The organism is Streptomyces sp. DSM 40868 (assembly GCF_011820545.1).
Taxonomy (GTDB): Bacteria; Actinomycetota; Actinomycetes; order Streptomycetales; family Streptomycetaceae; genus Streptomyces; species Streptomyces eurythermus.
In genome coordinates this window covers 7,863,200-7,888,546 of the sequence record NZ_CP050504.1, presented here as the reverse complement: position 1 = coordinate 7,888,546, position 25,347 = coordinate 7,863,200, and the positions used below count along the sequence as shown (strand labels likewise).

Here is a 25,347-nt window from a genome sequence, read left to right as displayed (position 1 = left end):
CACGGGGTTCCGCGCGATCCCGGTCCTAGAACGCGAAGAGGCTGCCGCCCACGGCATCCCTCATGCACGCGTTGTCGAAGGTGTGCTCGTAGGAGAGGCGCCGGCCCTGCCAGACGCCCTGGAGCGTGACCACGACCGGGTCGTACTCCTTGGTGCACATCGCGCCGTCGGCGGACTTGAGGGCGTCGAGGTCGCCATCGAGGCCGCGCAGCTCGGCGCAGGCCTCGGCCGGGGCCGGGTGGGTGCCGGAGGCCGTGGGCGCGCAGCTCAGGGTGACGGCGCGCTCCGGAGTGGCCGTGGCCGCGTCGCTGCCGTGGCCGGTGGTGAGCACCAGGGCCGAGGGGGCGTAGAGCGACGACGGGGCGGCGCCCGGTGCAGCGACGGCGGCCCCGGTCAGGGGTCCGCAAACGGCGGCGGCGGTGAGGCCGAGGGCCGCTGCCCAGCGCGCGGTGTTCCGCATTGTGTGCATCCTTCCGCTCGAACAGTCGGGTTGCCGGCTCCAGCCCGGTCGGGTGCCGGAGCGGCGTGCGCCACTCTGCCGAGTCCACCGCGGAAACTCACATCGAACCCATGGGTTTCAGTAACCTTTCGTGTTGAATCAGTGGCGTGAAGTCACGGAATTCGAACGGCGGGACCCCGTAACAGAGCGGTTCCCCCGTCCTCGGACGGGCCGGATGGCCGAAAATCAGCGCTTCGTTAATCGTCCTGAAACATTCCGGCTCCGCCCGCCCAGAGCCCGTTCATGACTCCCCGTGTTCATGAAGTGATCACCGCGTGGACGGTTTCCGTCCGGCCGCGGCGCCGGGCCGGGCGTCCCCGGGCGCCCCGTGTGAAGCGGGCGCACGCACCGGCCGGACGCGCACGCTCCCCAAGGGCGCGGTCCGGTGGTGGACTGGGGTCCGGTCCTCCCCGGGAGGCCCCGCTCCGGCCGGCGGCTCCGGCGGCTTCCTCCACCGGCCGGGGCGGGGTCAGATCTGCCAGGAGCGGAGCCGGTCGGCGGCGCCGTAGACGTCGGTCTTGCCGGAGATGAGGTCCCGCGCGAGGTCGACGAGCGCGCCGTAGGGCGGGTCGATGCCGGCGCCGCTGACGAACATGTAGGCGACGGCGGTGGCGCAGGCGAAGCGGGCGTTGGCCGCGGGCAGCGGCTTGAGCACGGCGAGGGTGTGCAGCAGGGCGGCGGCCCGCCAGGCCGCGTCGGAGTCGACGCCGAGCCGGGGCGGGTCCACCCGGTGCCGGGCGACGGCCGCGACCAGCGCCGAGAAGTCGTCCACGGCGGGCTGGTCGGGCAGGACCTCCTCGTGCCGCTGGAGCAGCCAGGGAACGTCGATGTGGATGACGGAGGGCATCGGTCAGGCGGCCTCGCCCCTGCCGGGGCGCTCGTCGTCGGGGAAGGCCGCCGCGAACTCCTCGGCGTGGCCGGCGAAGAAGCGGCGGAATGCCTCCGCGCCCTCCTGGAGAGCGCGGTGCCGGGCGATGTCGGCGGCGGCGGCCTCGCGCACCAGCGCCTTCATCGACGTACCGCGCTCCTTGGCGATCTGGCGCAGGTCCTCTAGTTCCCGTTCGCTGAACTCCACGTTGAGAGCTGGCATGACCTCACGGTACCGCGCGGGTACTCACGCGTAAATACGCCCAGGTGGGAGGCCATGCGTCGCGGTACCGCAGGTTCCGCGCCCGCCCCCTCACACATCCAGTCGGCTGATGCGCACCGCTCCCTGCGGCCGGCCCGGGCGGGCGCTGGTGAGGGTCAGGCGCAGCCGGGAGCCGCGGACCGGGTCGAAGGTGATGACCGTGGGGCTGTCGGAGGCCGTGGCCCACGTTGTCCTCGCCCCGGTCACCGGGACGTAGGCGTGCCCGTTCCACACCGCGACCTCGGCCCGCGCGGGCAGGGTGTGGCCCGCGTCGGCCGTGAAGGAGACGGCCACCCGGTCGAAGGTGCGGGTTCGCCCGAAGTCGACCGACACCCAGTCCTTCTCCCGGGCCCCGTCGAACGCGGGCAGCAGCGCGGTGGCCTGCTTGACGAAGGCGTTGGACCAGCCGGTGGCCGGATCGCCGTCCAGCATCGCGGCGGGCGGGGTGTCCGGGCGGCCGGAGTAGCTCGCGTCCGCGTGGGGGTGAGCGGGCGGCGCGGGATGGTCGGGGCGGAACACGGCGGGTGCGGTGGTCGCGGCGTGGCCGGCCGGGGTGGTGTGCAGGCGGACGGTGCCCGGGCGCAGGCCGGCCACCCGGGCGGTGACCTCGAGGGTGCCGGGCCGCGCGCCGGACCGGACGATGGCGAGCGCCTTGCCGTGGAAGGCGGTGCGGGTGCTCGCCTGGTAGCGCTCGGCGCTCTCCTGGCGGCCGTTGTCGACGCCGGCCAGGGAGCCTCCCGAGACGTCGAAGGCGATGAGGTGGGCGGCGTCGGGCACGACGACCCCGTGCGCGTCGGTGATCTCCGCGGTGACGAAGGCGAGCGAACGGCCGTCGGCGGGGAGGGACTTGCGGTCGGCGGTGAGGCGTACGGCGTGCGGGGCGCCGGCCGTGCGCAGGACGTCACTGGCGACGACCTTGCCGTCCCGCCGGGCCACCGCCCTGAGTTCCCCCGGCCGGTACGGCACCTTCCAGGTCAGGTGGAGCTTGCCGGCGCTGCCGTTGGGGCTGGTGTAACTGCCCGGGTAGGGGCCGTCGGTGAAGGTCTTGTCGTCACCGGTGGCCTCGGTGGTCTCCAGGTAGGTGCGACCGTCGGTGGTCTTCTTGACGTCGAACTCCCGTACGCCGAGGGACTTTCCGTCGAGGAACAGCTCGACCGTGGGCACGTTGGAGTACGCCCACACCTCGACGGTGTCGCCCTCCTCGTGGTTCCAGGTCATCGGCAGCAGGTGGACCATCGGCTCGGTCGTCCACTGGCTGCGGAACAGGTGGTACATGTCCTTGGGGAAGCCGGCCGTGTCGACGGCACCGAAGAAGGACGCCTTCACCGGGAACACGTCGTACGGGGTCGGTTCGCCGATGTAGTCGATGCCGGACCACAGGAACTGGCCCGCGAACCACTTCCGGTCCCGGTCCTTCTTGTGCCCGTACTCGCCGCTCATCGTCCAGGAGGCGAGGTTGTTGTCGTAGGAGGAGACCTCCCGCCTGCCGGGGGTGTGGTTCTCGCCGGTGTTGAGGTGTTCCGGCTCCTGGTAGGTGCCCCGGGTGGAGGTCTCCGAGGAGGACTCGGACTCGAAGAGGAACAGGTGCGGGTAGGCGGCGTGCAGGGCGTCCACCGACTTGGCCGTGTTGTAGTTGAGGCCGAGGCCGTCGAGCTTGGCGAGCATCAGGTCGGCCGCCGAGCCCTTGGCGGGCGGCCGCCGGTACTTGTCGGAGCCGATGACGAGCGGCCGGGTGTCGTCGGCGGCCTTGATCGCGCCGATGATCCGGTCCGCCATGGCCAGGCCCGCGGTGGAGGTGGAGTCGGGGATCTCGTTGCCGATGGACCACAGCAGCACGGCCGGTGAGTTGCGGGCGGCCAGGACCATCTCGGTGGCGTCCTTCTCGCACCACTCGTCGAAGAACCGGCCGTAGTCGTAGCGCGTCTTGCCGGTGCGCCAGCAGTCGAAGGCCTCCACCAGCATCACGATGCCCAGTTCCTCGCAGAGCCGGATCAGCTCCGGCGCGGGCGGGTTGTGCGAGGTGCGCAGGGCGTTGACGCCCATCGACTTCATGATCCGCAGCTGTCTGCGGACGGCGTCGGCGCTGATCGCGGCGCCGAGGGCACCCTGGTCGTGGTGGAGGTCGACGCCCTTGATCTTGGCGGGGGTGCCGTTGAGGGAGAAGCCCTCGTCGGGGTCGAAGCGGAAGGTGCGGATACCGAAGGGGGTGCGGTACGTGTCGGTGGTGCGGCCGGCCACGCGCAGCTCGGTGTGCAGGGTGTAGCGGTGCTCCGGGGTCGCGAAGTCCCACAACAGCGGGTCCTGGACGGTCAGTTCGTGGGTCGCGGCGGTCTCCCCCGCGGCGGCGACGGCGACCGTGCTGTCCGTACGGGCCACGGTCCGGCCGTCGGGGTCGGTGATCCGGGACCTGATCTCCACGTCGGCGGCGGCGCCGGAGTCGTTGCGCGCGGTCGTGTGCACCCGCACCAGCGCCCGGCCGGCCGAGACCTCCGGGGTGGTGACGTACGTCCCCCAGCGGGCGACGTGCACCGGCTCGGTGATCACCAGGCGGGCCTCGCGGTAGATGCCGCTGCCGGAGTACCAGCGGCTGCTGGGCAGCTGGTTGCGCACCCGGACCGCGAGCACGTTGGGTGTGCTGCCGTCGGTGTGCACGAGGTCGGTGAGGTCGAGGGCGAAGCCGGTGTAGCCGTAGGGGTGGCGGCCCGCCTCGGTGCCGTTGCAGTAGACGTGTGCGTCCATGTAGACGCCGTCGAACTCCACGGAGATCCGCCGGCCGGCGTACGAGCGCGGGAGGGTGAAGGCGAGCCGGTACCAGCCGAGGCCGCCCGGGAGGAAGCCGGTGCCGCTGGTGGTGTTGTATTCGGTGGTGGGGGCCTGTTCGATGCTCCAGTCGTGCGGTACGGCGACCTCGCGCCAGGCCGAGTCGTCATAGTCCGGGCCGGCGGTCCGCGCCGGGTCGCCGGCCGGGTCGGCGGCGCCGACCGGGTCGGCCAGGTGGAACCGCCAGCCGTCCCGCAGCGGCACGGTGTGGCGTCCGGCGCCGGACGCCTCGGCAGCGAGGGCGGCCGGGGCCGCCGCGAGGGCCGGGAGCGTTCCGGCCGCGGGTGCTGCCGCGGCTGCGACCAGGACCGACCTGCGCGTGACCGTCATAGCGGCTCTCCCCCATCGGGATTCGTCAGGGACTCGTCAGGGACTCGTCATGACGGGAGTGCTCCCGTCATGACTCAGGGCACATCAGGAATCAGAACTACTCACAATTGATCGCGAACAAACAGATTCTGACGGTCTGCTCCACGCGATCGTCAAGAGTGCGGACATGCACGGCTGCCTCCGGCCCTGAACAGTCCGGATTTGCCCCTGACCGGCCCCTGACCGTGTTCGACCGGTCGGCCGACCGGCCCCGGCGCCGCCGCTCACCGAGGGACATCAAGCACTACGCTGGAACACGAGTGGTGCCACCTGTTCACTGAGAGTGTGTGCGCTTGGGAGCGGCGACGATGAGCCGGGTCTATCCGTTCGACGACGCGGGCACGGCACGGGCTGTCATCGGTGACGACGGCACGCTGACGGAGTGGAACGAGGGGGCCGTCCGCCTGCTCGGCCACCCGGCGGACGCCGTCATCGGCCGCCCCGCCGCCGACCTGCTGGCCGACGGCGCCCCCGCCCCGGCCGCGCCCCCCGGCCCGCGCTGGGAGGGCACGCTCGGCCTGTGCCACCGCGACGGCCGTACCGTCCGCGTGTGGCTGCTCGCCCACCACCGCCCGCCGCACGACGGCGGGCCGGGCGACTGGCTCGTGGTCACCCCGCTCGCCGGCACCGAACCGCCCGCCGCCGACGACCCGCTCGCCGAGGCGGGCCTGATCCAGTCGCCCTGCGCGATCGCCGTGTACGACGACCGGCTGCGGCTGCGCCGGATGAACGAGGCGATGGCCGCCGTCGTCGGGCTGCCCGAGGAGCGGGTACGGGGGCTGCGGATCGCGGAGATCGGCGGCAAACCACAGAGCGAGGAACTGGAACGGGACCTGCTCAGGGTGCTGACCTCGGGCCGGCCGCTGGACGTGCAGACCTTTCTGCGCACCGGCGGCGAGGACCGGGCGCACGCCTGGCTGGCCCGGATGGCGCCGGTGCGGGACCGGGCGGGCCGGGTGCGGGGCGTGTCCATGGCCGCGCACGACATCACCGACAACCACCGTGCCCGGCAGCGGCTCCAGCTGGTCAACGAGGCCAGCGTGCGCATCGGGACCACACTGGACGTCACCCGTACCGCCCAGGAGCTGGCGGACGTGTGCGTGCCCGCGCTCGCCGACTTCGTCACCATCGACCTGCTCGATCCTCAGGAGGGCTGCGCCGAGGCCCCGGCCCGCATCACCACGCCGGTGCGGCTGCGCCGGATCGCCCAGCGGTCGGTGCTGCCCGGCGTACCGGAGACGGAGACCGGCCCCGGGCAGACGGAGCAGTACCCGGAGGCCTCCCCGCAGGCGGAAGCGCTGACCACGGGCCGTACCGTCGCCGTCCCGCCGGCCCCCGGCGCCGTGGACGGGGTACCGGCCCGGCACGGCGCGGACGGCACGCCGGCGCGGGAGTCCGGCGTCCACCGCACGCTGTCGGTGCCGATCCAGGCGCGCGGACTGACCCTGGGGGTCGCGGTGCTGTGCCGGCACCGGCGTCCGGAGGCGTTCACCCCGGACGACGTGCTGCTGGCCGAGGAGATCACCGCGCGGGCCGCCGTCTGCATCGACAACGCCCGCCGCTACTCGCGCGAGCGGGAGACGGCGCTCGCGCTCCAGCGCAGTCTGCTGCCCCGCTCGCTGCCGCACACGGCCGCGCTGGAGGCCTGCTCCCGGTATCTGCCGGCCGCGCGCGCCGGGGTGGGCGGGGACTGGTTCGATGTGATCCCGCTGTCCGGGATGCGGGTCGCGATGGTCGTCGGGGACGTGGTCGGGCACGGCATCCGGGCGTCGGCCACCATGGGCCGGCTGCGCACCGCCGTGCGCACCCTGGCGGACATCGACCTGGCCCCGGACGAGCTGCTGACCCACCTGGACGACCTGGTCCTGCGGCTCTCGGACGAGTCCGGGACGGCGAGCGCCGGCGAGGCGGGCAGCCCCGGGGAGCTCGGCGCCACCTGCCTGTACGCCGTCTACGACCCGGTGTCCCGGCGCTGCGCCCTGGCCCGCGCCGGGCACCCGCCGCCCGTGGTGCTGGAGCCGGGCGGCGCACCCCGCGCGCTGGACCTGCCCGCCGGTCCCCCGCTGGGCCTGGGCGGGCTGCCGTTCGAGTCCGCCGAGGTGGAGCTGCCCGAGGGCACGGTCCTCGCGCTGTACACGGACGGGCTGGTGTGGTCCCGGGAGCGGGACCCGGAGACCAGCCGGGAGATGCTCCACACGGCGCTCGGGGCGTACGCCGGCTCCCTGGACGAGACCTGCGACCGTGTCCTGCACACCCTGCTCCCCTACGGCGGCGCACCCGACGACGTGGCCCTGCTGCTCGCCCGGACCCGGGGCCTGCCCGCCTCGCAGGTGGCGACCTGGGACATCCCCGCCGACCCGGCGCTGGTCGCGCCGATCCGCAAGCAGGTCGTGGAGCAGCTGTCCGACTGGTCGCTGAGCGAGGCGACGTTCACGACCGAGCTGGTGGTCAGCGAGCTGGTCACCAACGCCATCCGGTACGGCTCCCATCCCATCCGGCTCCGGCTCATCCACGACGCGAACACGCTGACCTGCGAGGTCTTCGACGCCAGCCACACCGCCCCGCATCTGCGCCGGGCCAAGGTGTTCGACGAGGGCGGCCGGGGCCTGCTGCTGGTCGCCCAGCTCACCCAGCGCTGGGGCAGCCGGCACACGGCGGAGGGCAAGACGATCTGGGCCGAGCTGCCGCTGTTCGAGCAGGACCGGTAGCCGCCGGGTCAGGCCGAGGCCGTCAGCCAGGGCCGTACCCGTTTGCGGGCCTCGTGCAGGCGGGACTTGAGGGTGCCGAGCGGGATGCCGGCGCGTTCGGCCGCCTCGGCGTAGTCGAGCTGGCAGATGTCCCGGTATACCAGCGGCGCGACCAGCTGCGGGTGTTCCCGCTCCAGCCGGTCCAGGGCCTCCAGCAGATCCACCCGCGAGCCGGCGATGACGCTGGTGGTGCGCGGGTCGACGGCATGGGCGGGCTCGATGACGGCGGGCTGTTCGGCGGCCCGCCGTTTCAGCTCGCGGTACTTCTGCCGGCAGCAGTTGGCGACGACGGTGTACAGCCAGGTGCCGAAGCGGCTGCGGCCCTCGAACCCGGTGATGTGCCGGGCCACTTGGAGCAGCACGTCCTGGGCGGCCTCCTCGGCGTCCTCCCGGCAGGGCAGGAAGCGCCCGCAGCGGCGCACGGTCTCGGGCCGGATCTCGGTCAGCAGCAGCTCCAGTGCCGTGCCGTCACCGGCGGCGGCGCGCCGGGCCAGTTCCTCGGTCGATGCCCCCTCCGGCACGGCCGGCCCCCTTCACGTCGGTCCCGGGCCAGGCATGATAGCCGTATGCAGCCCCCGGAGCGGATCGGCCGGTACCGTCTCGAACGGCCGCTGGGCAGCGGCGCGTTCGCCCTGGTGTGGCTGGCCCACGACCCCGAGCTCCAGGCGCCGGTGGCGGTGAAGGTCCTGGCGGAGAACTGGGCGCACCGGCTCGATGTCCGCGAACGCTTCCTGGCCGAGGCGAGGTTGCTGCGCCGGGCCGGTTCCAGCCGGTTGGTGCAGGTCTACGACATCGGTGAACTGCCGGACGGCAGACCGTACTTCGTGATGGAGTACGCCGGTGGCGGGAGCCTCGCCGAGTTGTCGGCGGGCGGTGCGCTGCCGGTGCCGGAGGCGCTCGCGCTGACCGCCGAGGCCGCGCGCGGGGCCGCCGAGCTGCACGAGGCGGGCATCGTGCACCGTGACATCAAACCGGCCAATGTGCTGCTGCACACCGCCCGGGACGGCTCCCGGCGGGTGCTGCTGGCCGACCTGGGCCTGGCCAAGAGCCTCGCGCAGGCCTCGGTGCTGACGCTGGCGGCGGGTTCGGCGGGGTACCGGCCGCCGGAGCAGGCCGAACCGGGGACGGGCATCGACGCGCGGGCGGACGTCTACAGCCTGGGCGCGGTCGGCTACGAGCTGCTCACCGGGACCGTGCCGGGCCCGCCGGGGAAGGTGGTGCCGCCCCGGCGGCTGCGGCCGGAGCTGGGCGAGGACGTGGAACGGGCGCTGCTGCGGGCACTGGAGCCGGACCGGGCGCGGCGCTGGCCGGGCGCCCTGGCGTTCGCGCGGGAGCTGGACCGGCTGGCCGCGCGGCCCCCGGCGCCGCCCGCCCGCCGGCTGGACCGGCTGCGCGCCCGGCTCGGCCCGCTGACCCTGGCCCTCGCCGCGGTCCTCGCCGCCGGCGCCGCCGCGGTCACGGTCACCGTGGCGGCGCACCGGGACGGCGGGCCGGAACGGGTGCGGATCACGGACGCCGGCGGGCGGGTGACGCTCACGGTGCCCGCCGGCTGGGGCCGTGAGCTGCGCGGCTCCGGCTGGGACCCGCGGGTGCTCGGGCTGGCGGCCGGGCGCGAGCCGGGCCTGGTGGTGGCCGACGACCTGTCCCGCTGGCCCGACCTGACGGCGCCCGTGGACGGGGCGTTCGTCGGCGTCAGCCCGCGTGGCGGCGTCACCGCCGGGGTAGAGGCGCTCACCCACCCCGGCTGCCGCTACCGGGGCGCCCGCGGCTTCACCGACTCCCGCTGGCACGGGCTGGTCCGCTCCTGGAGCGGCTGCCCGGACGGCGGATCGGTCACCGAGTCCGCGCTGGCCCCGGCGGGCGGTACCGGCCGGCCGCAGGTCTATGTGCAGGTACGCCAACGGGGTGACGGCGACGCGACCGACGGCGTACTGCGTTCGCTGCGGGTGGCCTGAACGGCGCCTGCCGAGGGGCGAATCGGGGAAAAAGAACCCGCGTGCCCCGAACTTTTTCCGGCGGTCCGCGCATCGGACGGGGAGAAACGGCGCACCCGGCGCCCCAGGCACGCACCCCGGTCGCGTGCCACGACCCTTCAGGAGTATTGAGCGACATGGTGCACACCCCCCGTCCCGCGCGGCGCGGGGCCCTGCTCGTGAGCACGGCCGCCGCGCTGGGCCTGCTGGCCGGCTGCGGCAACGGCAGCGGCGAGGACGTCCACAGCGGCCCGCCGGCCAGTTCCGCCGGTACGGCCGCCCCCGCGCGGGAGACCCCGAGCCCCTCGGCGTCCGCCCCGGCCGCCTCCTCCGCCCCCGTCTCCTCCGCCCCCGCCCGCACCGCCTCACCGGCCCCGCCGGGGACGACGGCACCTTCGGGCGGCACGACGGCCGCGCCCGCGACGCCCGCGGGCGGCTCCCGCTGCCACACCTCCGAGTTGCGGGCCTCGGTCGGCCGCAACGACCCGGGTGCCGGCCAGGAGAACTTCCCGGTGGTACTCACCAACACCTCCGGCCGCACCTGCACCCTGCGCGGCTATCCGGGCGCGGCCTTCGTCAACGCCTCCGGCGGTCAGCTCGGCGCCGACCCCCGGCGGACACCGGGCACGCCGGTCACCGTCACGGTCCGGCCGGGGCAGAGCGCCTGGGCGGGGCTGACCTTCTCCAACCCGGAGGTCAGCGGGGCGCGGTCGGCCGCACCGGCCGCGCTGCTGGTGACCCCGCCGGACGAACGGGACCCGCTGCGGGCGGCCTGGCCGGGCGGCCCGGTCCCGGTCTCCGGCACCGCCTCGTCCGTCCGGCTGACGGTGCTGAGCCCGGGCACCGGCCCCTGACCGCACCCCGGCCAAGCCCTTGACCACACCCCGGCCGAGTCCCTGACCGGACCCTTACCGAGCCCCTGAGCGCTCCCCGGCCTCCGGTCTGTTTTCATGGGCGGGCAACTCCGTGATCACTTCGGAAGGACCCGCCCTGAACACCCCGCTCGCCGCGGCCCTGTCCGCCGCTCTGCTGGTCGCCGTGCTGGCCTGGGCCGTCGTACGGCCCTTCGGGTGGCCGGAGGCGGTCATGGCCGTACCCGCCGCCGGGATCGCGGTGGCCACCGGCGCCCTCTCCCTCGGGCACGCCCGCGACGAGGCCGAACGGCTCGGCCCGGTGGTCGGCTTCCTGGCGGCGGTGCTGGTGATCGCCCACTTCTGCGACGTGGAAGGGCTGTTCCAGGCGTGCGGGGCCTGGATGGCCCGGTGGGCGGCCGGCCGTCCGGTGCGGCTGCTGTCCGCCGTGTTCGCGCTGGCGTCGGCGATCACCGCCGTACTCAGCCTGGACGCGACGATCGTGCTGCTCACCCCGGTGGTGTTCGCTACGGCCGCGCGCACCGGCGTACGGCCCAAACCGCATGTGTACGCCTGCACGCACCTGTCGAACACAGCCTCGCTGCTGCTGCCGGTGTCCAACCTGACGAACCTGCTGGCGTTCGCGGCGAGCGGGCTGAGCTTCACCCGGTTCGCGGCGCTGATGGCCCTGCCGTGGCTGGCCGCGATCGGTGTCGAGTACCTGGTGTTCCGGCGGTTCTTCGCCCGCGACCTCGCCGCGGCGGCCCCGGCGGACCGGGCCGCCGGGACGCCACCCCGACTGCCGCTGTTCGCGCTGGTCACCGTGGGCTGCACGCTGGCCGGGTTCGTGGTGGCGTCGCTGTTCGGCGTCGAGCCGGCCTGGGTGGCGGCCGGGGGCGCGCTGGTGCTGGCCGGGCGGGCGCTGGCGCGGCGCCGGGCGACCCCGCTGACGGTCCTGCGGGCGGCGTCCCCCGCCTTCCTGGCCTTCGTCCTGGCGCTGGGCGTCGTGGTGCGGGCGGTGGTCGACAACGGGCTCGCGGACGTGCTGGGGCATGTCATGCCGGACGGCACCGGGCTCGCCGCGCTGCTCGCCACCGCCGCGCTGGCCGCGCTGCTGGCCAACCTGATCAACAACCTGCCCGCGGTGCTGGTCCTGCTGCCGCTGGCGGCCCCGGCCGGGCCGGGCGTGGTCCTCGCGGTGCTGCTCGGGGTGAACATCGGCCCGAACCTCACGTACGCCGGATCGCTGGCCACCCTGCTGTGGCGGCGGATCGTGCACCAGCACGAGCACGACGTGAACCTCGGGGAGTTCACCCGGCTCGGTCTGCTCGCCGTGCCGTCGTCCCTCGCGGTCGCGGTCGTGGCACTGTGGGGATCGTTGCTGGTTCTGTGAGCGGTGGGCGGGTGTCGTCCCGTAGCGCGCACGGTGGCGGGAGGTTCGGCGGATGCGGGTGATCGCCTGGCTGGTGGAGGGCACCTGGCCGGCCTGTGTGGACGCGGTGCGCGCGCACGCGCCGGAGGCCGCCGAGGTGGTGCTGCTCCATGTGAGCGGGCCCGAGGTGCCGGCGGTGGCGCACGGGGCCTTCGACGGGCTGCTCGGGCGCGGTCACCGGTCGGGGCACCGCCCGGCCGAGGGCTGGGAGCGGGATCCGGGGGACCGGCTGGAGGCGCTCGGCGGCACCTCGGCGTCCGCGCTGCTGGACGCGGCGGCCCGCCGGCTGGACCGGCCCTGTGTGCGCGAGGAGCGGTCGGGCCGGGCCGAGCGGGAGGTGGTGGCCGCCGCCGAGGGGGCGGGGCTGCTGGTGCTGGCGCGGGACGGGGACCGGTCCCGGCTCGGGCCGAAGAGCCTCGGCCCCGCCGTCCGGTTCGCCGTCGACCACGCGCCCTGCCCGGTCCTGCTGGTGTGGCCGGAACCGGCCCCCGGCCTGACCACGATCCCGCCACCGCCACCGCACCACCGGCCGTGATCCCGCGGCCCGATGGGAACGTCCGTCACAGGAAGGCGGCTTCCTACCGGACAGCCACGCGAACCGGTCGGTGACGGCACGCCCACCCCGCTCCGGCCGCACGTCGCGGCGCTGTCGGTCACGGCCGTCCCGGCCCGCCCGGCATGCCGGCCGGCCCGGCCCGGCGGTCAGTGGCCGCTGACCGCGCGCGGGGTGTACGGCCGCTGGAGCTCCTCGATCTCCTCGGCGGTCAGCTCCAGTCCGACCGCGGCCACCGCGTCCTCGAGGTGCCGCGGCTTGGCGGCGCCGACGATCGGCGCCGTCACGGTGTCCTGGTGCAGCAGCCAGGCGAGGGCCACCTGGGCGCGCGGCACGCCCCGGCCGGCCGCGATCCGGGTGACGGCCTCGACGATCGCGCGGTCACTCTCCAGGTACAGCCGGCTGCCGAAGTCGTCGGTGGCGCTGCGTCCGGTGACGGTGCCCCAGTCGCGGGTGAGCCGGCCCCGGGCGAGCGGGCTCCACGGCAGCACGCCGACACCCTGGTCCGCGCACAGGGGCAGCATCTCCCGCTCCTCCTCGCGGTAGAGCAGGTTGTAGTGGTTCTGCATGGAGACGAACTTGGTCCAGCCGTGCCGCTCGGCGGTGTACTGCGCCTTGGCGAATTCCCACGCGTACATCGAACTGGCACCCAGGTAGCGGACCTTGCCCGCCTTGACCAGGTCGTGCAGCGCCTCCATCGTCTCCTCGACGGGGGTGGCGTGGTCGTAGCGGTGGATCTGGTAGAGGTCGACGTAGTCGGTGCCGAGGCGGCGCAGACTGTGGTCGATCTCGGTCATGATGGCCTTGCGGGACAGCCCGGCGCCGTTGGGGCCCGGCCGCATCCGGCCGTGCACCTTCGTGGCCAGCACGATCTCGTCACGGCGGGCGAAGTCCCGCAGGGCCCTGCCGACGATCTCCTCGCTGGTGCCGTCGGAGTAGACGTTCGCGGTGTCGAAGAAGTTCACGCCCGCCTCGAGCGCCTGCCGGATCAGCGGCCGGGACGCCTCCTCGTCGAGCGTCCACTCGTGCGTGCCGCGGTCCGGCACCCCGTACGTCATGCAGCCCAGACAGATCCGCGACACGTCCAGGCCCGTCGAACCGAGCTTCACGTACTGCATCGTTACTGCTCCTGCCGTCGAGACGATGATCACTGGCGAGCCTACGACGTGGACGGGGAAGCGAACTTGACGACGGGAGCGTACGGACGATTTGATCCTGGACGTGCCGCGCCGCCCGGCGTGGGCAGGATGGAGCGGACTTGCCCCCCATGGGTGATCCCCGCGTCCGGAGGCCGCGTACGGCCCTGGGCGCCTTGGCAGCGGCCCTGGTCGTCGCGGTGTCGGCACTGGCCGGCTGCGCCTCCGGCGACCGGGACGAGGACGGTTCCGGCAGGCCCGCCGCGGTGCGGCTGCCCCCGAAGGGCGCCGGCTTCGACTACCAGATCGGCGGCGCCTACCCGCCGCCCAAGGGCGTGCGCGTGGTCAGCCGCGACCGGTCCGACTCCCCCGCCCCGGGCCTGTACAACATCTGCTACGTCAACGCCTTCCAGGCCCAGCCGGCCGAGCGCTCCTCCTGGCCGGCCGATCTGCTGCTGCGCGACGGGCGCGGCAGGCTCGTCATCGACGAGGACTGGGACGAGCCGCTGCTGGACATCCGCACCCCGGCCAAGCGGGAGCGGATCGCCAAGCGGGTGAACGGCTGGATCGACGGCTGCGCGGACAAGGGCTTCGACGCCGTCGAACCCGACAACTACGACAGCTACACCCGCTCCGACGGACTGCTGAGCACGGCCGACGCGACCGCGTTCATGGCCCTGCTGTCCCGGCACGCGCACGCCCGGCACCTGGCCATCGCGCAGAAGAACACCGCCGAACTGGCCGCACGGCGCGAGCGGGCCGGACTGGACTTCGCGGTGACGGAGGAGTGCGGCCAGTACGACGAGTGCGGGGTGTACGCCAAGGCGTTCGACGACCGGGTGGTGGACATCGAGTACACCGACCGCGGTCTGGACGCGGCCCGCGCCCGCTGGGGCGACCGGCTGAGCATCGTCCGCCGGGACCGGGACGTGTCCACCCCCGGCAGCGCGGCCTACGTCCGCGCGGTCCGGTAGGCCAACCGCCACGGCGGTACGGCGGGGCCGGGGCCGCGCCGTACCGCCGTACCCGTCAGGCGGTGCGCTCCCGTACGGTGATGGCGCTGACCGGGCAGGCGCGGGCGGCCTCCCGGACCATCGGGTCGGTGACGCCGTTCTCCTGGCCGGGCAGCAGGCTGCTGTAGCCGTCGTCGTCCTGGGTGAAGACGCCCGGTGCCGCCAGCGCGCACTGCCCGGCGCCGATACAGACGTCCTGGTCGATGTCGATGTCCATGTGCATGAGCGAAGCCTCTTACCAGGTCACGGGGAGTTCCAGCATCCCCTGGATCGTGTCGCCCGGTTTGAAGGGGATCTCCTCGGCCGGGGCGGCAAGACGCAGCCCGGGCAGCCGGGTGAAGAGGCTGCCGAGGGCGATCTCCAGTTCCGCGCGGGCCAGGTTCTGGCCCAGGCACTGGTGGATGCCGAAGCCGAACGCCACGTGGTGCCGGTCGGCGCGGTGGAAGTCCAGGTCGTCGGGGTCGTCGTAGACGGCCGTGTCCCGGTTGATGACCGAGGTGGAGAAGAGGACGCCGTCACCGGCCCGGATGGTGGTGCCGTCGATCTCGATGTCCTCCAGCGCCAGCCGTTGCAGCCCCTCGGCGATGGACAGCATCCGCAGCAGTTCCTCGACGACGGCGGGCAGCACCGTGGGGTCGGCACGCAGCTCGGCCAGCCGTTCGGGGTGCTGGAGCAGGGTGTAGGTGCCCAGGGAGATCATGTTGGCGGTCGTCTCGTGCCCGGCGACCAGCAGGATGAGGGCGAGCGACACCAGGTCGGGTCGGTCCAGCTCGCCCGCGCGGAGCCGGTTGTGGACCAGGTCGTCCAGAACGCCGTCGCCGGGCTCGGCCTCCTTGGCCTTGGCGTCGATCAGCTCGCCGAGGTACGCCTCCAGCCGGTCCCGGGCGTCCAGGGTGTCGGCGCCGCCCGGGCCGCGCAGCAGCCGGCGGGACTGTTCCTCGAAGAACTCGTGGTCGGCGTAGGGCACGCCGAGCAGTTCGCAGATGACCATGGACGGCACGGGCAGCGCGAACGCGGACACGAGGTCGGCGACCGGCCCCCGGGCGATCATGTCGTCCAGCAGTTCGTCGACGATCCGCTGGATCCAGGGGCGTAGCGCGGTGGCGCGTTTGACGGTGAACGACGGGATCAGCATCCGGCGCTGCTGGTGGTGCTCGGGGTCGTCCAGCCCGAGCAGAGCCAGTTTGCGGTCGCGGCCGGCCTCGAAGCGGGGGCTGGGCACGGGAAAGCCGTCGCGGCGGCGGTCGGTCGACAGCCGGGGGTCGGCGAGCAGGGCGCGGGCGGTGGCCTGGGCGGTGACCAGCCAGACCTCGCGGCCGTCGTAGAGGGTGACGCGGGACAGGGGTCGCCCGTCGCGCAGCGGGTCGTATCCGGTGGGGGGGTGGTAGGGACAGGTGCGGTCCTGGGGGAATGCGACGGGTTCGGCCTGGCCAGCCGGGCCGGTGATGTCCGTCAGTTCCGTCATGGAAAGACCTCGCAGACGAATGAGGTGCGTCGTGCCGATCTTCATTAGATGCCCCAGGCATCTATAGGTCGACGGGAAGTTCGGCCACTTCGGCGGCTTTCGTCATCTGGCCGAAGTACCCCGGCTCCAGGGGCGGGAACCGGCCACCACCCCGGCCGGTCCCGCGCGGGAGCCGCCCGACGACGCGACGCGACGCGGCGTGGCGGCGCGGCCGGCGGACATGGACAGCCGCCGCGCGGTAAGGATGTTTCCGGCGGTCACGGTTGTTGACGGCCGTGGCGGACGACCGCCGGACGGATGAAAGGAATCGGATCCCATGCCTCTTGAGGGCGAGTACGAGCCCAGCCCGGAACAGTGGGTGCGCGAGCAGGTCGAGTTGTACGAGAGTTCGGGCGGGACGAAGGGGACGACGCTGCGCGACACCGGGCTGCCGGTGATCGTGCTGACCACCCGGGGAGCGAAGAGCGGCAAGCTCCGCAAGACGCCGTTGATGCGGGTGGAGCACGACGGCCGGTACGCGGTGGTCGCCTCCGTCGGTGGAGCGCCCAAGCACCCGGTCTGGTACTTCAACGTCAAGGCCGACCCGCACGTCGAACTGCAGGACGGCCCGGCGAAGCGGGACATGCGGGCCCGTGAGGTCACCGGGGCGGAGAAGGCCGACTGGTGGGAGCGGGCCGTGGCCGCGTACCCGCCGTACGCCGACTACCAGAAGAAGACCTCCCGGGAGATCCCCGTCTTCGTGCTGGAACCCTTCGACGAGGACTCCCCGGGCCAGAGCTGATTTCCGGCCGCCAACCGCTGCGTTTCAGAAAAATCTGTTCTGGGCGCGTGTGAGGCGGCCCGGCGCCGGGCACTCGTTCGTCAGGCCCCGCCGCGTTCCCCCGTCGCGGCGGGGCTTTCCGCTGCCCCCTCCGCGGACCCGTCCGTGACGTCGAGAAAGATCTGGCCGACGTCCGGGAACGTCCGGGCCAGGGACCGCTTGATACGGTCGGCGACCTCCTCGACGCGCTCGCTGTCCAGGCCCGGCACCAAGTCGATGCGGGCCGCCACCAGGGTGGAGTCAAGGCCCAGCTTCATGGTGAACAGCGCCTCCACGCTGTCGATCTCCGGCTGCGCCCGCAGCAGCGACCCGATCCGGCCGCTCAGCTCCGGGTCGGCGGCCTCCCCGATCAGCTGGTCCCGGGCGTCGCGGCCGAGCCGGTAGGCGACGTAGACCAGCAGCACCCCGATGGCCAGCGAGGCGGACGCCTCCCAGACGGCCTGCCCGGTCACCATGTGCAGGGCCATGCCCACCAGGGCGAGGGTCACGCCGAGGACCGCCGTGCCGTCCTCGGCGACCACCGTGCGCAGCGCGGGGTCGCGCAGCCCGCCGCCCTGCCGGCGCACCTGGTGCACGGCCCGCAGCAGCGAGCCGCCCTCGGCGACCAGCGCCACGCCCAGCACGATCAGGCCCGCCACATAGCCGCTGAACTCCTCCTCGGCACCGCCGCGCAACGCCTCGAGGCCCTGGAAGAAGGAGAAGCAGCCGCCCATGACGAAGATGCCCACGGCGGCGAGCAGGGACCAGAAGAAGCGTTCCTTGCCGTAGCCGAACGGGTGCCGGGTGTCGGCCGGGCGGCGGCTGCGGCTCAGGGCGGCCAGCAGGAAGACCTCGTTGAGACTGTCGGCGACCGAGTGCGCGGCCTCCGACAGCAGCGCGGGCGAGCCGGCCAGCACACCACCGGCCGCCTTGGCGACGGCGATCACCAGGTTGGCCGCGAGCGCGACGAGGACGGTGACCTTGGTGGACCGGTCACCCTCGGCACCGCCCGGGGAGCCGGGGCGGTGAGGGGTGCCCGGGTCGTCGGCGGGTTCGGTGTGGGGGCCGGCGTCTGTGTGGCCGCTGGTGCCGGGGGCGCTGTGACCACCGGCGCCGGGTTCGATGTGACCGTCGGCGCCGGGTTCCCTGTGTCCGCCCGCGCCGGATTCGATGTCTGCACCGGCGCCGGGCTCGATGTGTCCGTCGGCGGCGGTGCGGCCGCCGGTTCCGTCGCGGCGGTGCGGCGGGCCACCGTGTCCGGCGTGGGCCCCTGGCGCGCCCGGAGGGGCACCGTGGGCCGGCCGGTGGGTGTCGCTGCCGTCCGTACGCGCGGCCGTCTCCCGGTTCGAGAATGTTCCGCTCACCCATCGCCGCTTGCCCCCGACCGTGCGCGTCACACCGTGCGGTCCGCGCCAAACGGGGAACGCGTGGTCCTGGAGGAACCGGCCGGCGAGCGAGGAGGAGACATGGGCGGCGACGGCAACAGCGCCTACGGGCACCGGACGTTCACCAGGTCCCGGAGCCACTTCGACGACCGCATCACCGCCGACGGCCGGGACGGCTGGCCGGTGCAGGCCGGCCGCTACCGGCTGGTGGTCTCCCGTGCCTGTCCGTGGGCGAGCCGCGCGGTGATCTCGCGCCGGCTGCTGGGGCTGGAGGACGCGCTGTCGCTGGCGGTCGCCGATCCGGTCCAGGACGACCGCAGCTGGCGGTTCACCCTGGACCCGAACGGCCGGGACCCGGTGCTCGGCATCCGGTTCCTGAGCGAGGCCTACGACCGGCGGGAGACCGGCTACCCGGGCGGCGTCAGCGTGCCCGCGATCGTGGACGTCCCCAGCGGGCGGCTGGTCACCAACGACTACCAGCGCATCACCCTGGACCTGGCCACCGAGTGGACCGCCCTGCACCGCCCCGGAGCGCCGGACCTGTACCCGGCCGCCCGGCGCGCGGAGATCGACGAGGTGATGGCCGAGGTGTACGAGGACGTGAACAACGGGGTCTACCGGGCCGGGTTCGCCACCCGGCAGCGGGAGTACGAGGAGGCGTGCGCGGCCGTCTTCCGGCGGCTGGAACTGATCGGCGAGCGGCTGTCCCGGCAGCGTTATCTGGTCGGTGACACCCTTACGGAAGCGGACATCCGGCTGTTCACCACCCTCGTCCGGTTCGACGCCGTCTACCACGGTCACTTCAAGTGCAACCGCTGGAGGCTGGCGGAGCACCCGGTGCTGTGGGCGTATGCCCGTGACCTGTTCCAGACGCCGGGATTCGGCGACACGGTCGACTTCGACCACATCAAGCGGCACTACTACCAGGTGCACACCGGCATCAACCCCACCGGGATCGTGCCGCTCGGCCCGGATCTCGGCGGCTGGCTGACTGAGCACCACCGGGAGGAGCTGGGCGGCCGGCCGTTCGGTGACGGCACGCCGCCGGGACCGGTGCCGCCGGGCGAACGGGTGGCCCCGCGGGGACGGCCCGCATGAGGGCCGCCCGACGAGGAAGGAGTCACACATGGCCAAGAAGGACAAGCACAAGAAGAAGAAGCTCCCGCTCGTCTACCAGCCGATCGGTTTCGCGCTCAGCTGGGCGGGCGGCGCGCTGGCCGGGCTGGCGTTCCGCAAGGCGTGGAAGGCGATCCGGCACGAGGACGACGCGCCCGACGCGCTGGACCCGGACCGCGGCTGGGGCGAGATCCTGCTGGCGGCGGCGGTCCAGGGGGCGATCTTCGCGGTGGTGCGCAGCGCCGTGGACCGCACCGGCGCCAAGGCCATCGCCCGCTCGACGGGCGTGTGGCCGACGACGGACAAGGGCGGCCGGGACTGACCGGCACCGGCACGGGCGAACGGGGCCGACCGGCGCCGGCAGCCGGGGCTGAGCGACGCCGGCACGGGGCGGCCGGGGCCGACCGGCGCCCGGCCGCCCGGCCACCGTAGGCGGGTTCAGCCGGCGGCCAGCCACCGCCCGTCGCGCATCAGCTCGCGGCCGGGCGGTTCGTCCTCCTCCCGCCAGGCATGGACCCGCTGGGGAACGACCCTGAAGTACAGGTAGCGGTCGGCCAGCCGGCGCGGGTCGAGGCCGGTCTGGCCGGCGAACACCTCGGCGTCCTCCTCGGGGAGGTCCTCGGGCGTCACCGCCTGGGCGATGCCCTCGATCAGGACGACGTCCCGGGCGGATCCGACACCGAGCCGGGCCCTGCCGGTGGCCACCAGGCCGCGGCCGGTGGGGCTGTCGGCCGCGGTGGCGATCAGCAACGAGGTGCCGTCCCACACGAACGACAGCGGCACGAGATGGGGCGCCGCACCGTCGGGAGCGGCGGTGGCGACCCATGCGTCGACGTCGTTCTCCAACCGGTGGAGGACGTCCTGCCGGCACTGCTCGACGGAACGGGCGGGGGGCGGGGTCATGGCGTACGGCCTCCTCTTTTCGCCGGTCGTTCCGTTCAGTGTGGTCATGAGCCCCGGGCGCCCGCACGGCGTCGGCCCGGGCGCGCGGGTCGGCGGGTCTGCCGGAACGTGCGGCGGTGGGCCTGGGGGGCCACCCCGATCGCCGCGTGCGGGTGCTGGCGCGGCGAGGCACCGGTGGCGAAGCCGACCTTGGCGGCGACCCGGTCCACATGCGGGTCGGACGAAGGTACGCGGGCTCGTCCGGGCGTGACCGGCGAGGTCGGCGAGGGTGAGCGGCCGGTCCAGCCGTTCCGGCGCCCAGGCACGGGTCGCGGCCGTGCTCGCGGCTCCGCGGCGACACGCCGCAAAGCCGAAGACATATGTCAATCGAACATGCTCAAATTCCCTACAACAACGGTAACTTGACGGTCGGAAAACAACGTCGGCGTGCGGGTGGGAGGTGGTGCCGCGGTGCGACACGAGCTTGTATCCCTCACCCGGCAGCTGGGCGTGTACGCCTACCGCGGGCACACGGTGCTGGAGTTCCGGGGCGAGATCGACCTCGTCGCCGCGGAGGAGATCGGCCCCTTCCTCGACCGGGTCACCGGCCGGGCCGGTGTGCGGGCCGTGCTCGATCTGCGGCCGGTGGAGTTCTTCGACTGCTCGGGGCTGCGGCTGCTGTACCGGGCGCGCTCCCGGGTGCTCGAGCGCGGCGGACAGCTGCACCTGGTGTGCACGCACCCGCTGACGCTGCGGGTCATCCGGGTCACCGGCCTGGCCCGGCTGCTGCCCCCGCAACCGGGCCTGGACGCCGCCCTGGACCGCCCGGCCGGATCACCGTGAGCAGAGGCCGTAGGGCACGGTGCGTCGCGGGCGGGCCTACGGCGGCTCAGGACCCGAGCACTCCCGGCAGGGCCAGTGCTCCCAGCACGGTCGTGCCCACCAGCAGCCAGGCCACGTAGTCGCCGACGTGTCCGGACTGCAGGCGTCTGAGGGGCGTGGCCCAGCCGGGCGCGGAGGTCCAGTCCGGGCGGGTGACGGCGAGACCGGCCAGCGCCACGGCCAGCACGGCGGAGGCCACACCCAGCAGCACGCCGTGCGCGGTCCAGTGCGCGGCGACGTGCGCGCCGCCCGGGCCGGCCCGGCCGACGGAGCGGGCCACCAGCGTGCCGAAGCCGGGGACCACGCCCACCGCGAGGGCGGCGGCGAGCAGCACGGCGGGCACGGTCGTCATGGTGTCCGGGATCCGGCTCAGCAGGCCGGTGGTCTCGGGCTCCTCGTCGGAGCCGCTGGTCTCGTACTCCGCGTCCCGCGGGCGCGGCCCGAGGCCGAGGAAGACCCGGGCGGTGACCCGCAGCACCGCGCCCGCCGTGATCGCGGAAGCGGCCACGTACACCACCGTGAGCGGGCCCCCGACCGCCTCCTCGGTGACCGCCTTGCCGAGCGCCGTGCCGAACGGCGGCAGGCCGGCCAGGCCCAGGGCGCCGACGGCGCACATCACCCCGGTCGCGCGCAGCGGCCGGCCCCGGCCGTGCAGGGAGTGTTCGTCGACGCTGCCGAACCGGTCCAGCAGGGCGCCCGCGCAGGCGAACAACGCGGCCTTCACCCCGGCGTGCCCGAGGAGGTACAGGGCGACGCCGCCGTCCGCCTCGGGGGTGAGCACGCCCAGGCCGACGAGGAACAGTCCGGTGTGGGCGACGGTGGAGTAGGCGAGGAGCCGTTTGATGTGCCGCTGGTACCAGCACATGACGGCGCCGGTCACGGCGGTGAGGGCGCCGAGGGTCACCAGTGCCCGGGTCAGGTCGGCGGCGGGGATGCCGCCGGGGCCGGCGAAGACGGTGCCGTACACCCGCCACACGCCGTAGGCGCCGAGTTCGACCATGACGCCGGACAGCAGCATGCAGACCGGGGTGGGGGCGACGGCGTGCGCGTCGGGCAGCCAGAAGTGGAAGGGCACGGCCGCCGCCTTGACCAGCAGTCCGGTGAGCACCAGCACGAAGGAGGCCAGGACCAGCGCGTCCGGCCCGCCGGGTCCGCTCGCGTCGAGGCCGTGGCCGATCCTCGCCATGGCCAGTTCGCCGGTACGGGCGTACAGCAGGGCGATGCCCAGCAACAGGGCGTACGCGCCGAGGGAGTTGACGATGCCGAAGGTGAGGGCGCCCTGGACGGCCTTGGCCTCGTCGATGCGGTAGCCGGTCAGGGCGTACGCCACCACGCTCATCAGCTCGAAGAACACGAACGCGTTGAACAGGTCGCCGGCGAGGGCGAATCCGCACATGGCGCCCTGGAAGACCAGCATCAGCGCGGTGAACGCGCCGGTGTGGCCGTGCGGGGGCGCGTCGAAGTAGCGCCAGGAGTAGGCGAGGGCGGCGAGGGTGAGCAGCGAGGCCAGCGTGGCCATGCCGAGGGCCGGGCCGTCCCCGACGACAAGGATGCCGACGCTCTCCCGGCCGGCGGGCGGCCAGGCGCCGACCCATTCGGTCATCGGCGGGGAGGAGTTCAGCAGCAGGACGAGGGCGAGGGCGGCGGTGCCTCCCGAGATCACGAACCCGGCGATCTCGACGGCGATCCGGGGCAGCCGGCGGCCGGTGGCCACCAGCAGGGCGGCGCCGAGCAGCGGGAGGGCGACGGGCAGCGGGAGCAGATGGCGCATCAGCCGCGCAGCTCCCGCAGTTCGTCGGGGTCGACCGTGCCGTGCCGCTTGGCGATCTGCAGCACGAGGGCGAGCAGCAGCGCGGTGACGGTGGCGCCCACGACGATGTCGGTGAGGGTGAGGGTCTGCACCACCGGGTCGACCACCGGGCGGGAACCGGGCCGGATGTCGGAGAAGACGGGCGCGGTGCCGCCGTCGCGGTAGCCGACGGCGAGCAGCAGGACGTAGGTGGCGGACTGGCACACCGCGAGACAGCCCACGGCGTGGATGAGGTTGCGGCTGGTGGCGAGGCCGTAGCAGCCGGTCAGGAAGAGGTAGGCGGCCACCAGGTACGGCAGGACGTGCATCACGGTGTGCGCCTTCCGGGTTCGTCCGCGGTGTTCACCTGCCGTGCTCCTCCTCGATCTCGACGGCCTGGTCCAGGAAGTGGGCGAGCAGTACGACGGCCGCGCTCGCCACCTCCATGCCGATGGCCGCGTTCAGCAGCGGGACGGTGCCGCCGGAGGACAGCGTGTCGAACGTGCCGTACGGCAGCAGCGTGTTGGCCAGGAAGGCGGTGCCGGCCAGGACCGGGGCGAGGCCCAGGGCGAGGTAGGCGCTGACGGCGAGCGCGTCGGTGGTCTCGTAGAGGCCGAGCGGGCGGACGCGTTCCAGCGCGCCGTAGTCGGCGCCGAGGTAGAGCAGGTGCAGGGCGGTCGCGGCGACGACCCCGCCCTGGAAGCCGCCGCCGGGGCTGAGCTGGCCGTGGGCGATGACGTAGAGGCCGGTGACCAGGGCGACGGGCAGCACGAGCAGGGCGTAGCGGCGGACCGGGCGGGCCACCTCGGCGGGTTCGGGCGGGGCGCGGTGCTCGTCGCGGGCCTGGCGCAGCAGCACCACGCAGCCGAGGACGGCGGCGAACAGGATGCTCATCTCGCCGAGGGTGTCGTAGGCGCGCTGGTCGAAGTTGACGGAGGCGACGGTGTTGGCGGTGTGCCGCAGGAGGGAGGCGTGGACGGCCCGGTCGCCGTACGGGTGGCGGTCGCCGCCGAAGTCGGGCAGGTCGAGGCAGGCGGCGACGAGCAGGACGGCGAGCCCGGCGCCGCCCACGGCCAGCAACCACAGCCGCAGCCGCTTCACTTCGGCACCCTCTGCGCGCGCCCCCGCAGCCGGTTCACCGCGCCTCCCTCTCCGCACGCCGCAGCAGCCGGTTCACTCGGCCTCCTGCCCCGTACGGCCCCGCAGCCCGCTCACTTGGCCTCCTGCCCCGTACGGCCCCGCAGCCCGCTCACTTGGCCTCCCTCTCCCTACGGCCCCGCAGCCGGTTCACTCGGTCTCCTTCTTCGCGCGCCCCGCCGTCTGACCTTGCGCACCGACAGCATGATCAGCAGCGGGGTGAGGGCCGAGCCGACGGCGAGCTGGGACAGGCCGACGTCCGGGGCCTGGAGCACGGTGAACAGCGCGGCCAGCAGCACGCCCATGAAGGACAGCACCAGCGCCTGGCGGGCGGGGTCGCGCTGGGCCACGGCGGCGGTGGCGGAGGCGGCGACGAGCAGCGCGTCAGCCACCCCGCACCCCCCGGAATCCGCCGGCCAGTGCCCGGGAGGCGATGACGTTGCCGCCGATCAGCAGGGCGCCGGTCACCAGCAGTTTCACCAGGGCGCGGCCGGGGCCGACGGCTACGCACAGCGCGGTCACGACGACCGCGCCGGCTCCCGCCGCCGTCCAGGTCAGCCCCCAGGCGCCCGGGCGCCCGTCGGCCAGGTCGCCGGAGAGCAGCCGGGCGAAGACCAGCGTGCCGACCGGGCCGAGCAGGGCGAGCAGCAGGGCGAGGTCGACGTAGGCGGGGCGGCCGTAGCCCTGGGACAGGAGCAGCAGGACCGGGCAGACGACGGAGGTGGTCATGTTCTGGGCGATCACCCGGCGGGCCGGCGGGCCGGTGGTGATGCCCCACAGCGCGGCGGTCCCGCCCGCGCCGAGGAGGACGGCCGCCGCGAGGTTCCAGCCGTTCACCGCCAGGTCACCGCCCGCCGGCCGGCCCGGGCCAGCACCGCGCCCACGGCGGCACAGCCCGCCCCGACGATCCGCTCGAGGGTGTCGACGGTCGTGATCAGCACCAGCCACAGCAGCGCCAGCGCCGCCCACCAGGCCAGGAGTTCACCGGCGGCCGGGAGGACCGCGCGGGGGGCCGTACGGCGGTTCATGCGGCACCTCCTCGGTGCGTCGCGCAGAGGTTCGCGGCGATGTGCCCGGAATGCCGCTGGGGGCATCCAAGCACCGCGGGACCCGCGCGGGAGCGGCGGCACGCGGGTCCGCACCCGGAGTGCCCCGGAGGCGTGAACGGAAACCCGGGCTGGCCCGACCGGGCAACCGGCGTGCCGGGCCGGGAAGTTGCCGCCGGGCGGTCGAGGGGCCCGTACGGTCCGGCGTCGACACCTGGTCCGTACCTGAGTATTGACGGGCCCTTATCTCACCCCTTAAATCAAGACACGCATCCCCGCGGGATCCGCGGGATTCCCCACGATGACCCCCACGAGAAAGGGAGA

General features: G+C 73.9%; 26 protein-coding genes and 1 pseudogene. 10 read left to right on the top strand and 17 right to left on the bottom strand.

Annotated elements, in window-relative coordinates:
• Nucleotides 1–25 precede the first annotated feature (25 nt).
• The 4 genes from HB370_RS35615 to HB370_RS35600 form a co-directional block, all read right to left on the bottom strand.
• Nucleotides 26–460, bottom strand: coding sequence for a protease inhibitor (locus HB370_RS35615; protein ID WP_030780044.1), 435 nt, complete (start codon nt 458–460; stop codon nt 26–28).
• Between the two features lie 508 nt (nt 461–968).
• A complete protein-coding gene (locus HB370_RS35610) occupies nt 969–1,346 on the bottom strand; it encodes a hypothetical protein (protein ID WP_030607468.1) in 378 nt (125 codons plus the stop codon).
• A gap of 3 nt (nt 1,347–1,349) precedes the next feature.
• A complete protein-coding gene (locus HB370_RS35605) occupies nt 1,350–1,589 on the bottom strand; it encodes a hypothetical protein (RefSeq protein WP_030607465.1) in 240 nt (79 codons plus the stop codon).
• A gap of 90 nt (nt 1,590–1,679) precedes the next feature.
• Nucleotides 1,680–4,778: a glycoside hydrolase family 2 TIM barrel-domain containing protein gene (locus HB370_RS35600; protein WP_030780058.1), complete on the bottom strand. Its 3,099-nt coding sequence runs from the start codon at nt 4,776–4,778 to the stop codon at nt 1,680–1,682.
• Nucleotides 4,779–5,125: 347 nt separating this feature from the next.
• Between HB370_RS35600 and HB370_RS35595 the strand changes: the two genes are divergently transcribed.
• The gene (locus tag HB370_RS35595; protein ID WP_030780061.1) at nt 5,126–7,525 is read left to right on the top strand and encodes a SpoIIE family protein phosphatase; all 2,400 of its coding nucleotides are present in this window, start codon (nt 5,126–5,128) and stop codon (nt 7,523–7,525) included.
• Nucleotides 7,526–7,533: 8 nt separating this feature from the next.
• Here HB370_RS35595 and HB370_RS35590 read toward each other — a convergent pair whose 3' ends face one another.
• On the bottom strand, nt 7,534–8,085 hold the full coding sequence (locus HB370_RS35590; protein WP_030780064.1) for an RNA polymerase sigma factor: 552 nt from the start codon (nt 8,083–8,085) through the stop codon (nt 7,534–7,536).
• A 45-nt stretch (nt 8,086–8,130) separates the two neighbouring features.
• On the opposite strand from HB370_RS35590, the gene HB370_RS35585 reads away from it, so the two are divergent.
• The 4 genes from HB370_RS35585 to HB370_RS35570 all read left to right on the top strand — a co-directional run bounded on the left by HB370_RS35585 (nt 8,131) and on the right by HB370_RS35570 (nt 12,355).
• Nucleotides 8,131–9,519, top strand: coding sequence for a serine/threonine-protein kinase (locus HB370_RS35585; protein WP_030780067.1), 1,389 nt, complete (start codon nt 8,131–8,133; stop codon nt 9,517–9,519).
• A gap of 155 nt (nt 9,520–9,674) precedes the next feature.
• Entirely contained in the window at nt 9,675–10,391 is a 717-nt protein-coding gene (locus HB370_RS35580; RefSeq protein WP_030780069.1) for a DUF4232 domain-containing protein, read from the top strand.
• A 112-nt stretch (nt 10,392–10,503) separates the two neighbouring features.
• Nucleotides 10,504–11,781, top strand: coding sequence for an SLC13 family permease (locus tag HB370_RS35575; RefSeq protein WP_030780072.1), 1,278 nt, complete (start codon nt 10,504–10,506; stop codon nt 11,779–11,781).
• A gap of 52 nt (nt 11,782–11,833) precedes the next feature.
• Entirely contained in the window at nt 11,834–12,355 is a 522-nt protein-coding gene (locus tag HB370_RS35570) for a universal stress protein (RefSeq protein WP_030780075.1), read from the top strand.
• A 167-nt stretch (nt 12,356–12,522) separates the two neighbouring features.
• On the opposite strand, the gene HB370_RS35565 is transcribed toward HB370_RS35570, so the two are convergent.
• Entirely contained in the window at nt 12,523–13,491 is a 969-nt protein-coding gene (locus tag HB370_RS35565) for an aldo/keto reductase (RefSeq protein ID WP_030780078.1), read from the bottom strand.
• Between the two features lie 149 nt (nt 13,492–13,640).
• Between HB370_RS35565 and HB370_RS35560 the strand changes: the two genes are divergently transcribed.
• A complete protein-coding gene (locus HB370_RS35560) occupies nt 13,641–14,483 on the top strand; it encodes an endo alpha-1,4 polygalactosaminidase (protein WP_030780080.1) in 843 nt (280 codons plus the stop codon).
• 55 nt (nt 14,484–14,538) lie between these two features.
• Here HB370_RS35560 and HB370_RS35555 read toward each other — a convergent pair whose 3' ends face one another.
• Both HB370_RS35555 and HB370_RS35550 read right to left on the bottom strand, forming a co-directional pair.
• Nucleotides 14,539–14,739: a ferredoxin gene (locus HB370_RS35555; RefSeq protein ID WP_030780082.1), complete on the bottom strand. Its 201-nt coding sequence runs from the start codon at nt 14,737–14,739 to the stop codon at nt 14,539–14,541.
• An 18-nt stretch (nt 14,740–14,757) separates the two neighbouring features.
• Nucleotides 14,758–15,987 carry a cytochrome P450 gene (locus HB370_RS35550; protein ID WP_030780084.1) on the bottom strand — a complete coding sequence of 410 codons (1,230 nt, stop codon included), beginning with the start codon at nt 15,985–15,987 and terminating at the stop codon, nt 14,758–14,760.
• 316 nt (nt 15,988–16,303) lie between these two features.
• Between HB370_RS35550 and HB370_RS35545 the strand changes: the two genes are divergently transcribed.
• The gene (locus HB370_RS35545; RefSeq protein WP_030780087.1) at nt 16,304–16,768 is read left to right on the top strand and encodes a nitroreductase family deazaflavin-dependent oxidoreductase; all 465 of its coding nucleotides are present in this window, start codon (nt 16,304–16,306) and stop codon (nt 16,766–16,768) included.
• A gap of 80 nt (nt 16,769–16,848) precedes the next feature.
• Here HB370_RS35545 and HB370_RS35540 read toward each other — a convergent pair whose 3' ends face one another.
• Nucleotides 16,849–17,958 (bottom strand): cation diffusion facilitator family transporter, encoded by a 1,110-nt coding sequence (locus HB370_RS35540; RefSeq protein ID WP_244406071.1) that lies wholly within the window; start codon nt 17,956–17,958, stop codon nt 16,849–16,851.
• Between the two features lie 294 nt (nt 17,959–18,252).
• Between HB370_RS35540 and HB370_RS35535 the strand changes: the two genes are divergently transcribed.
• The gene (locus HB370_RS35535; protein ID WP_030780093.1) at nt 18,253–19,269 is read left to right on the top strand and encodes a glutathione S-transferase C-terminal domain-containing protein; all 1,017 of its coding nucleotides are present in this window, start codon (nt 18,253–18,255) and stop codon (nt 19,267–19,269) included.
• Nucleotides 19,270–19,297: 28 nt separating this feature from the next.
• Nucleotides 19,298–19,609, top strand: coding sequence for a DUF4235 domain-containing protein (locus HB370_RS35530; RefSeq protein WP_030780095.1), 312 nt, complete (start codon nt 19,298–19,300; stop codon nt 19,607–19,609).
• A gap of 116 nt (nt 19,610–19,725) precedes the next feature.
• On the opposite strand, the gene HB370_RS35525 is transcribed toward HB370_RS35530, so the two are convergent.
• Together HB370_RS35525 and HB370_RS42175 are read right to left on the bottom strand one after the other, a co-directional pair.
• On the bottom strand, nt 19,726–20,190 hold the full coding sequence (locus HB370_RS35525; protein ID WP_030780097.1) for a pyridoxamine 5'-phosphate oxidase family protein: 465 nt from the start codon (nt 20,188–20,190) through the stop codon (nt 19,726–19,728).
• 44 nt (nt 20,191–20,234) lie between these two features.
• A pseudogene (locus HB370_RS42175) lies at nt 20,235–20,523 on the bottom strand (hypothetical protein); the annotation flags it as partial.
• 117 nt (nt 20,524–20,640) lie between these two features.
• Here HB370_RS42175 and HB370_RS35515 point away from each other — a divergent pair.
• The gene (locus tag HB370_RS35515) at nt 20,641–21,012 is read left to right on the top strand and encodes an anti-sigma factor antagonist (protein ID WP_030780100.1); all 372 of its coding nucleotides are present in this window, start codon (nt 20,641–20,643) and stop codon (nt 21,010–21,012) included.
• Between the two features lie 46 nt (nt 21,013–21,058).
• Here HB370_RS35515 and HB370_RS35510 read toward each other — a convergent pair whose 3' ends face one another.
• From HB370_RS35510 to HB370_RS35485, 6 genes are all read right to left on the bottom strand, one after another.
• Entirely contained in the window at nt 21,059–22,822 is a 1,764-nt protein-coding gene (locus HB370_RS35510) for a complex I subunit 5 family protein (RefSeq protein WP_030780103.1), read from the bottom strand.
• The gene (locus tag HB370_RS35505) at nt 22,822–23,169 is read right to left on the bottom strand and encodes a sodium:proton antiporter (protein ID WP_030780106.1); all 348 of its coding nucleotides are present in this window, start codon (nt 23,167–23,169) and stop codon (nt 22,822–22,824) included. The genes HB370_RS35510 and HB370_RS35505 overlap by 1 nt, the downstream gene beginning before the upstream one ends.
• A 34-nt stretch (nt 23,170–23,203) precedes the next feature.
• Complete coding sequence (locus tag HB370_RS35500) at nt 23,204–23,941, bottom strand: MnhB domain-containing protein (protein ID WP_030780109.1); 738 nt, start codon at nt 23,939–23,941, stop codon at nt 23,204–23,206.
• 167 nt (nt 23,942–24,108) lie between these two features.
• A complete protein-coding gene (locus tag HB370_RS35495) occupies nt 24,109–24,369 on the bottom strand; it encodes a hydrogenase subunit MbhD domain-containing protein (RefSeq protein ID WP_030780110.1) in 261 nt (86 codons plus the stop codon).
• Nucleotides 24,362–24,814: a monovalent cation/H+ antiporter complex subunit F gene (locus HB370_RS35490; protein ID WP_030780113.1), complete on the bottom strand. Its 453-nt coding sequence runs from the start codon at nt 24,812–24,814 to the stop codon at nt 24,362–24,364. The genes HB370_RS35495 and HB370_RS35490 overlap by 8 nt, the downstream gene beginning before the upstream one ends.
• Complete coding sequence (locus HB370_RS35485; RefSeq protein ID WP_030780117.1) at nt 24,811–25,005, bottom strand: hypothetical protein; 195 nt, start codon at nt 25,003–25,005, stop codon at nt 24,811–24,813. Before HB370_RS35485 ends, HB370_RS35490 begins: the two co-directional genes overlap by 4 nt.
• Nucleotides 25,006–25,347: the final 342 nt, after the last annotated feature.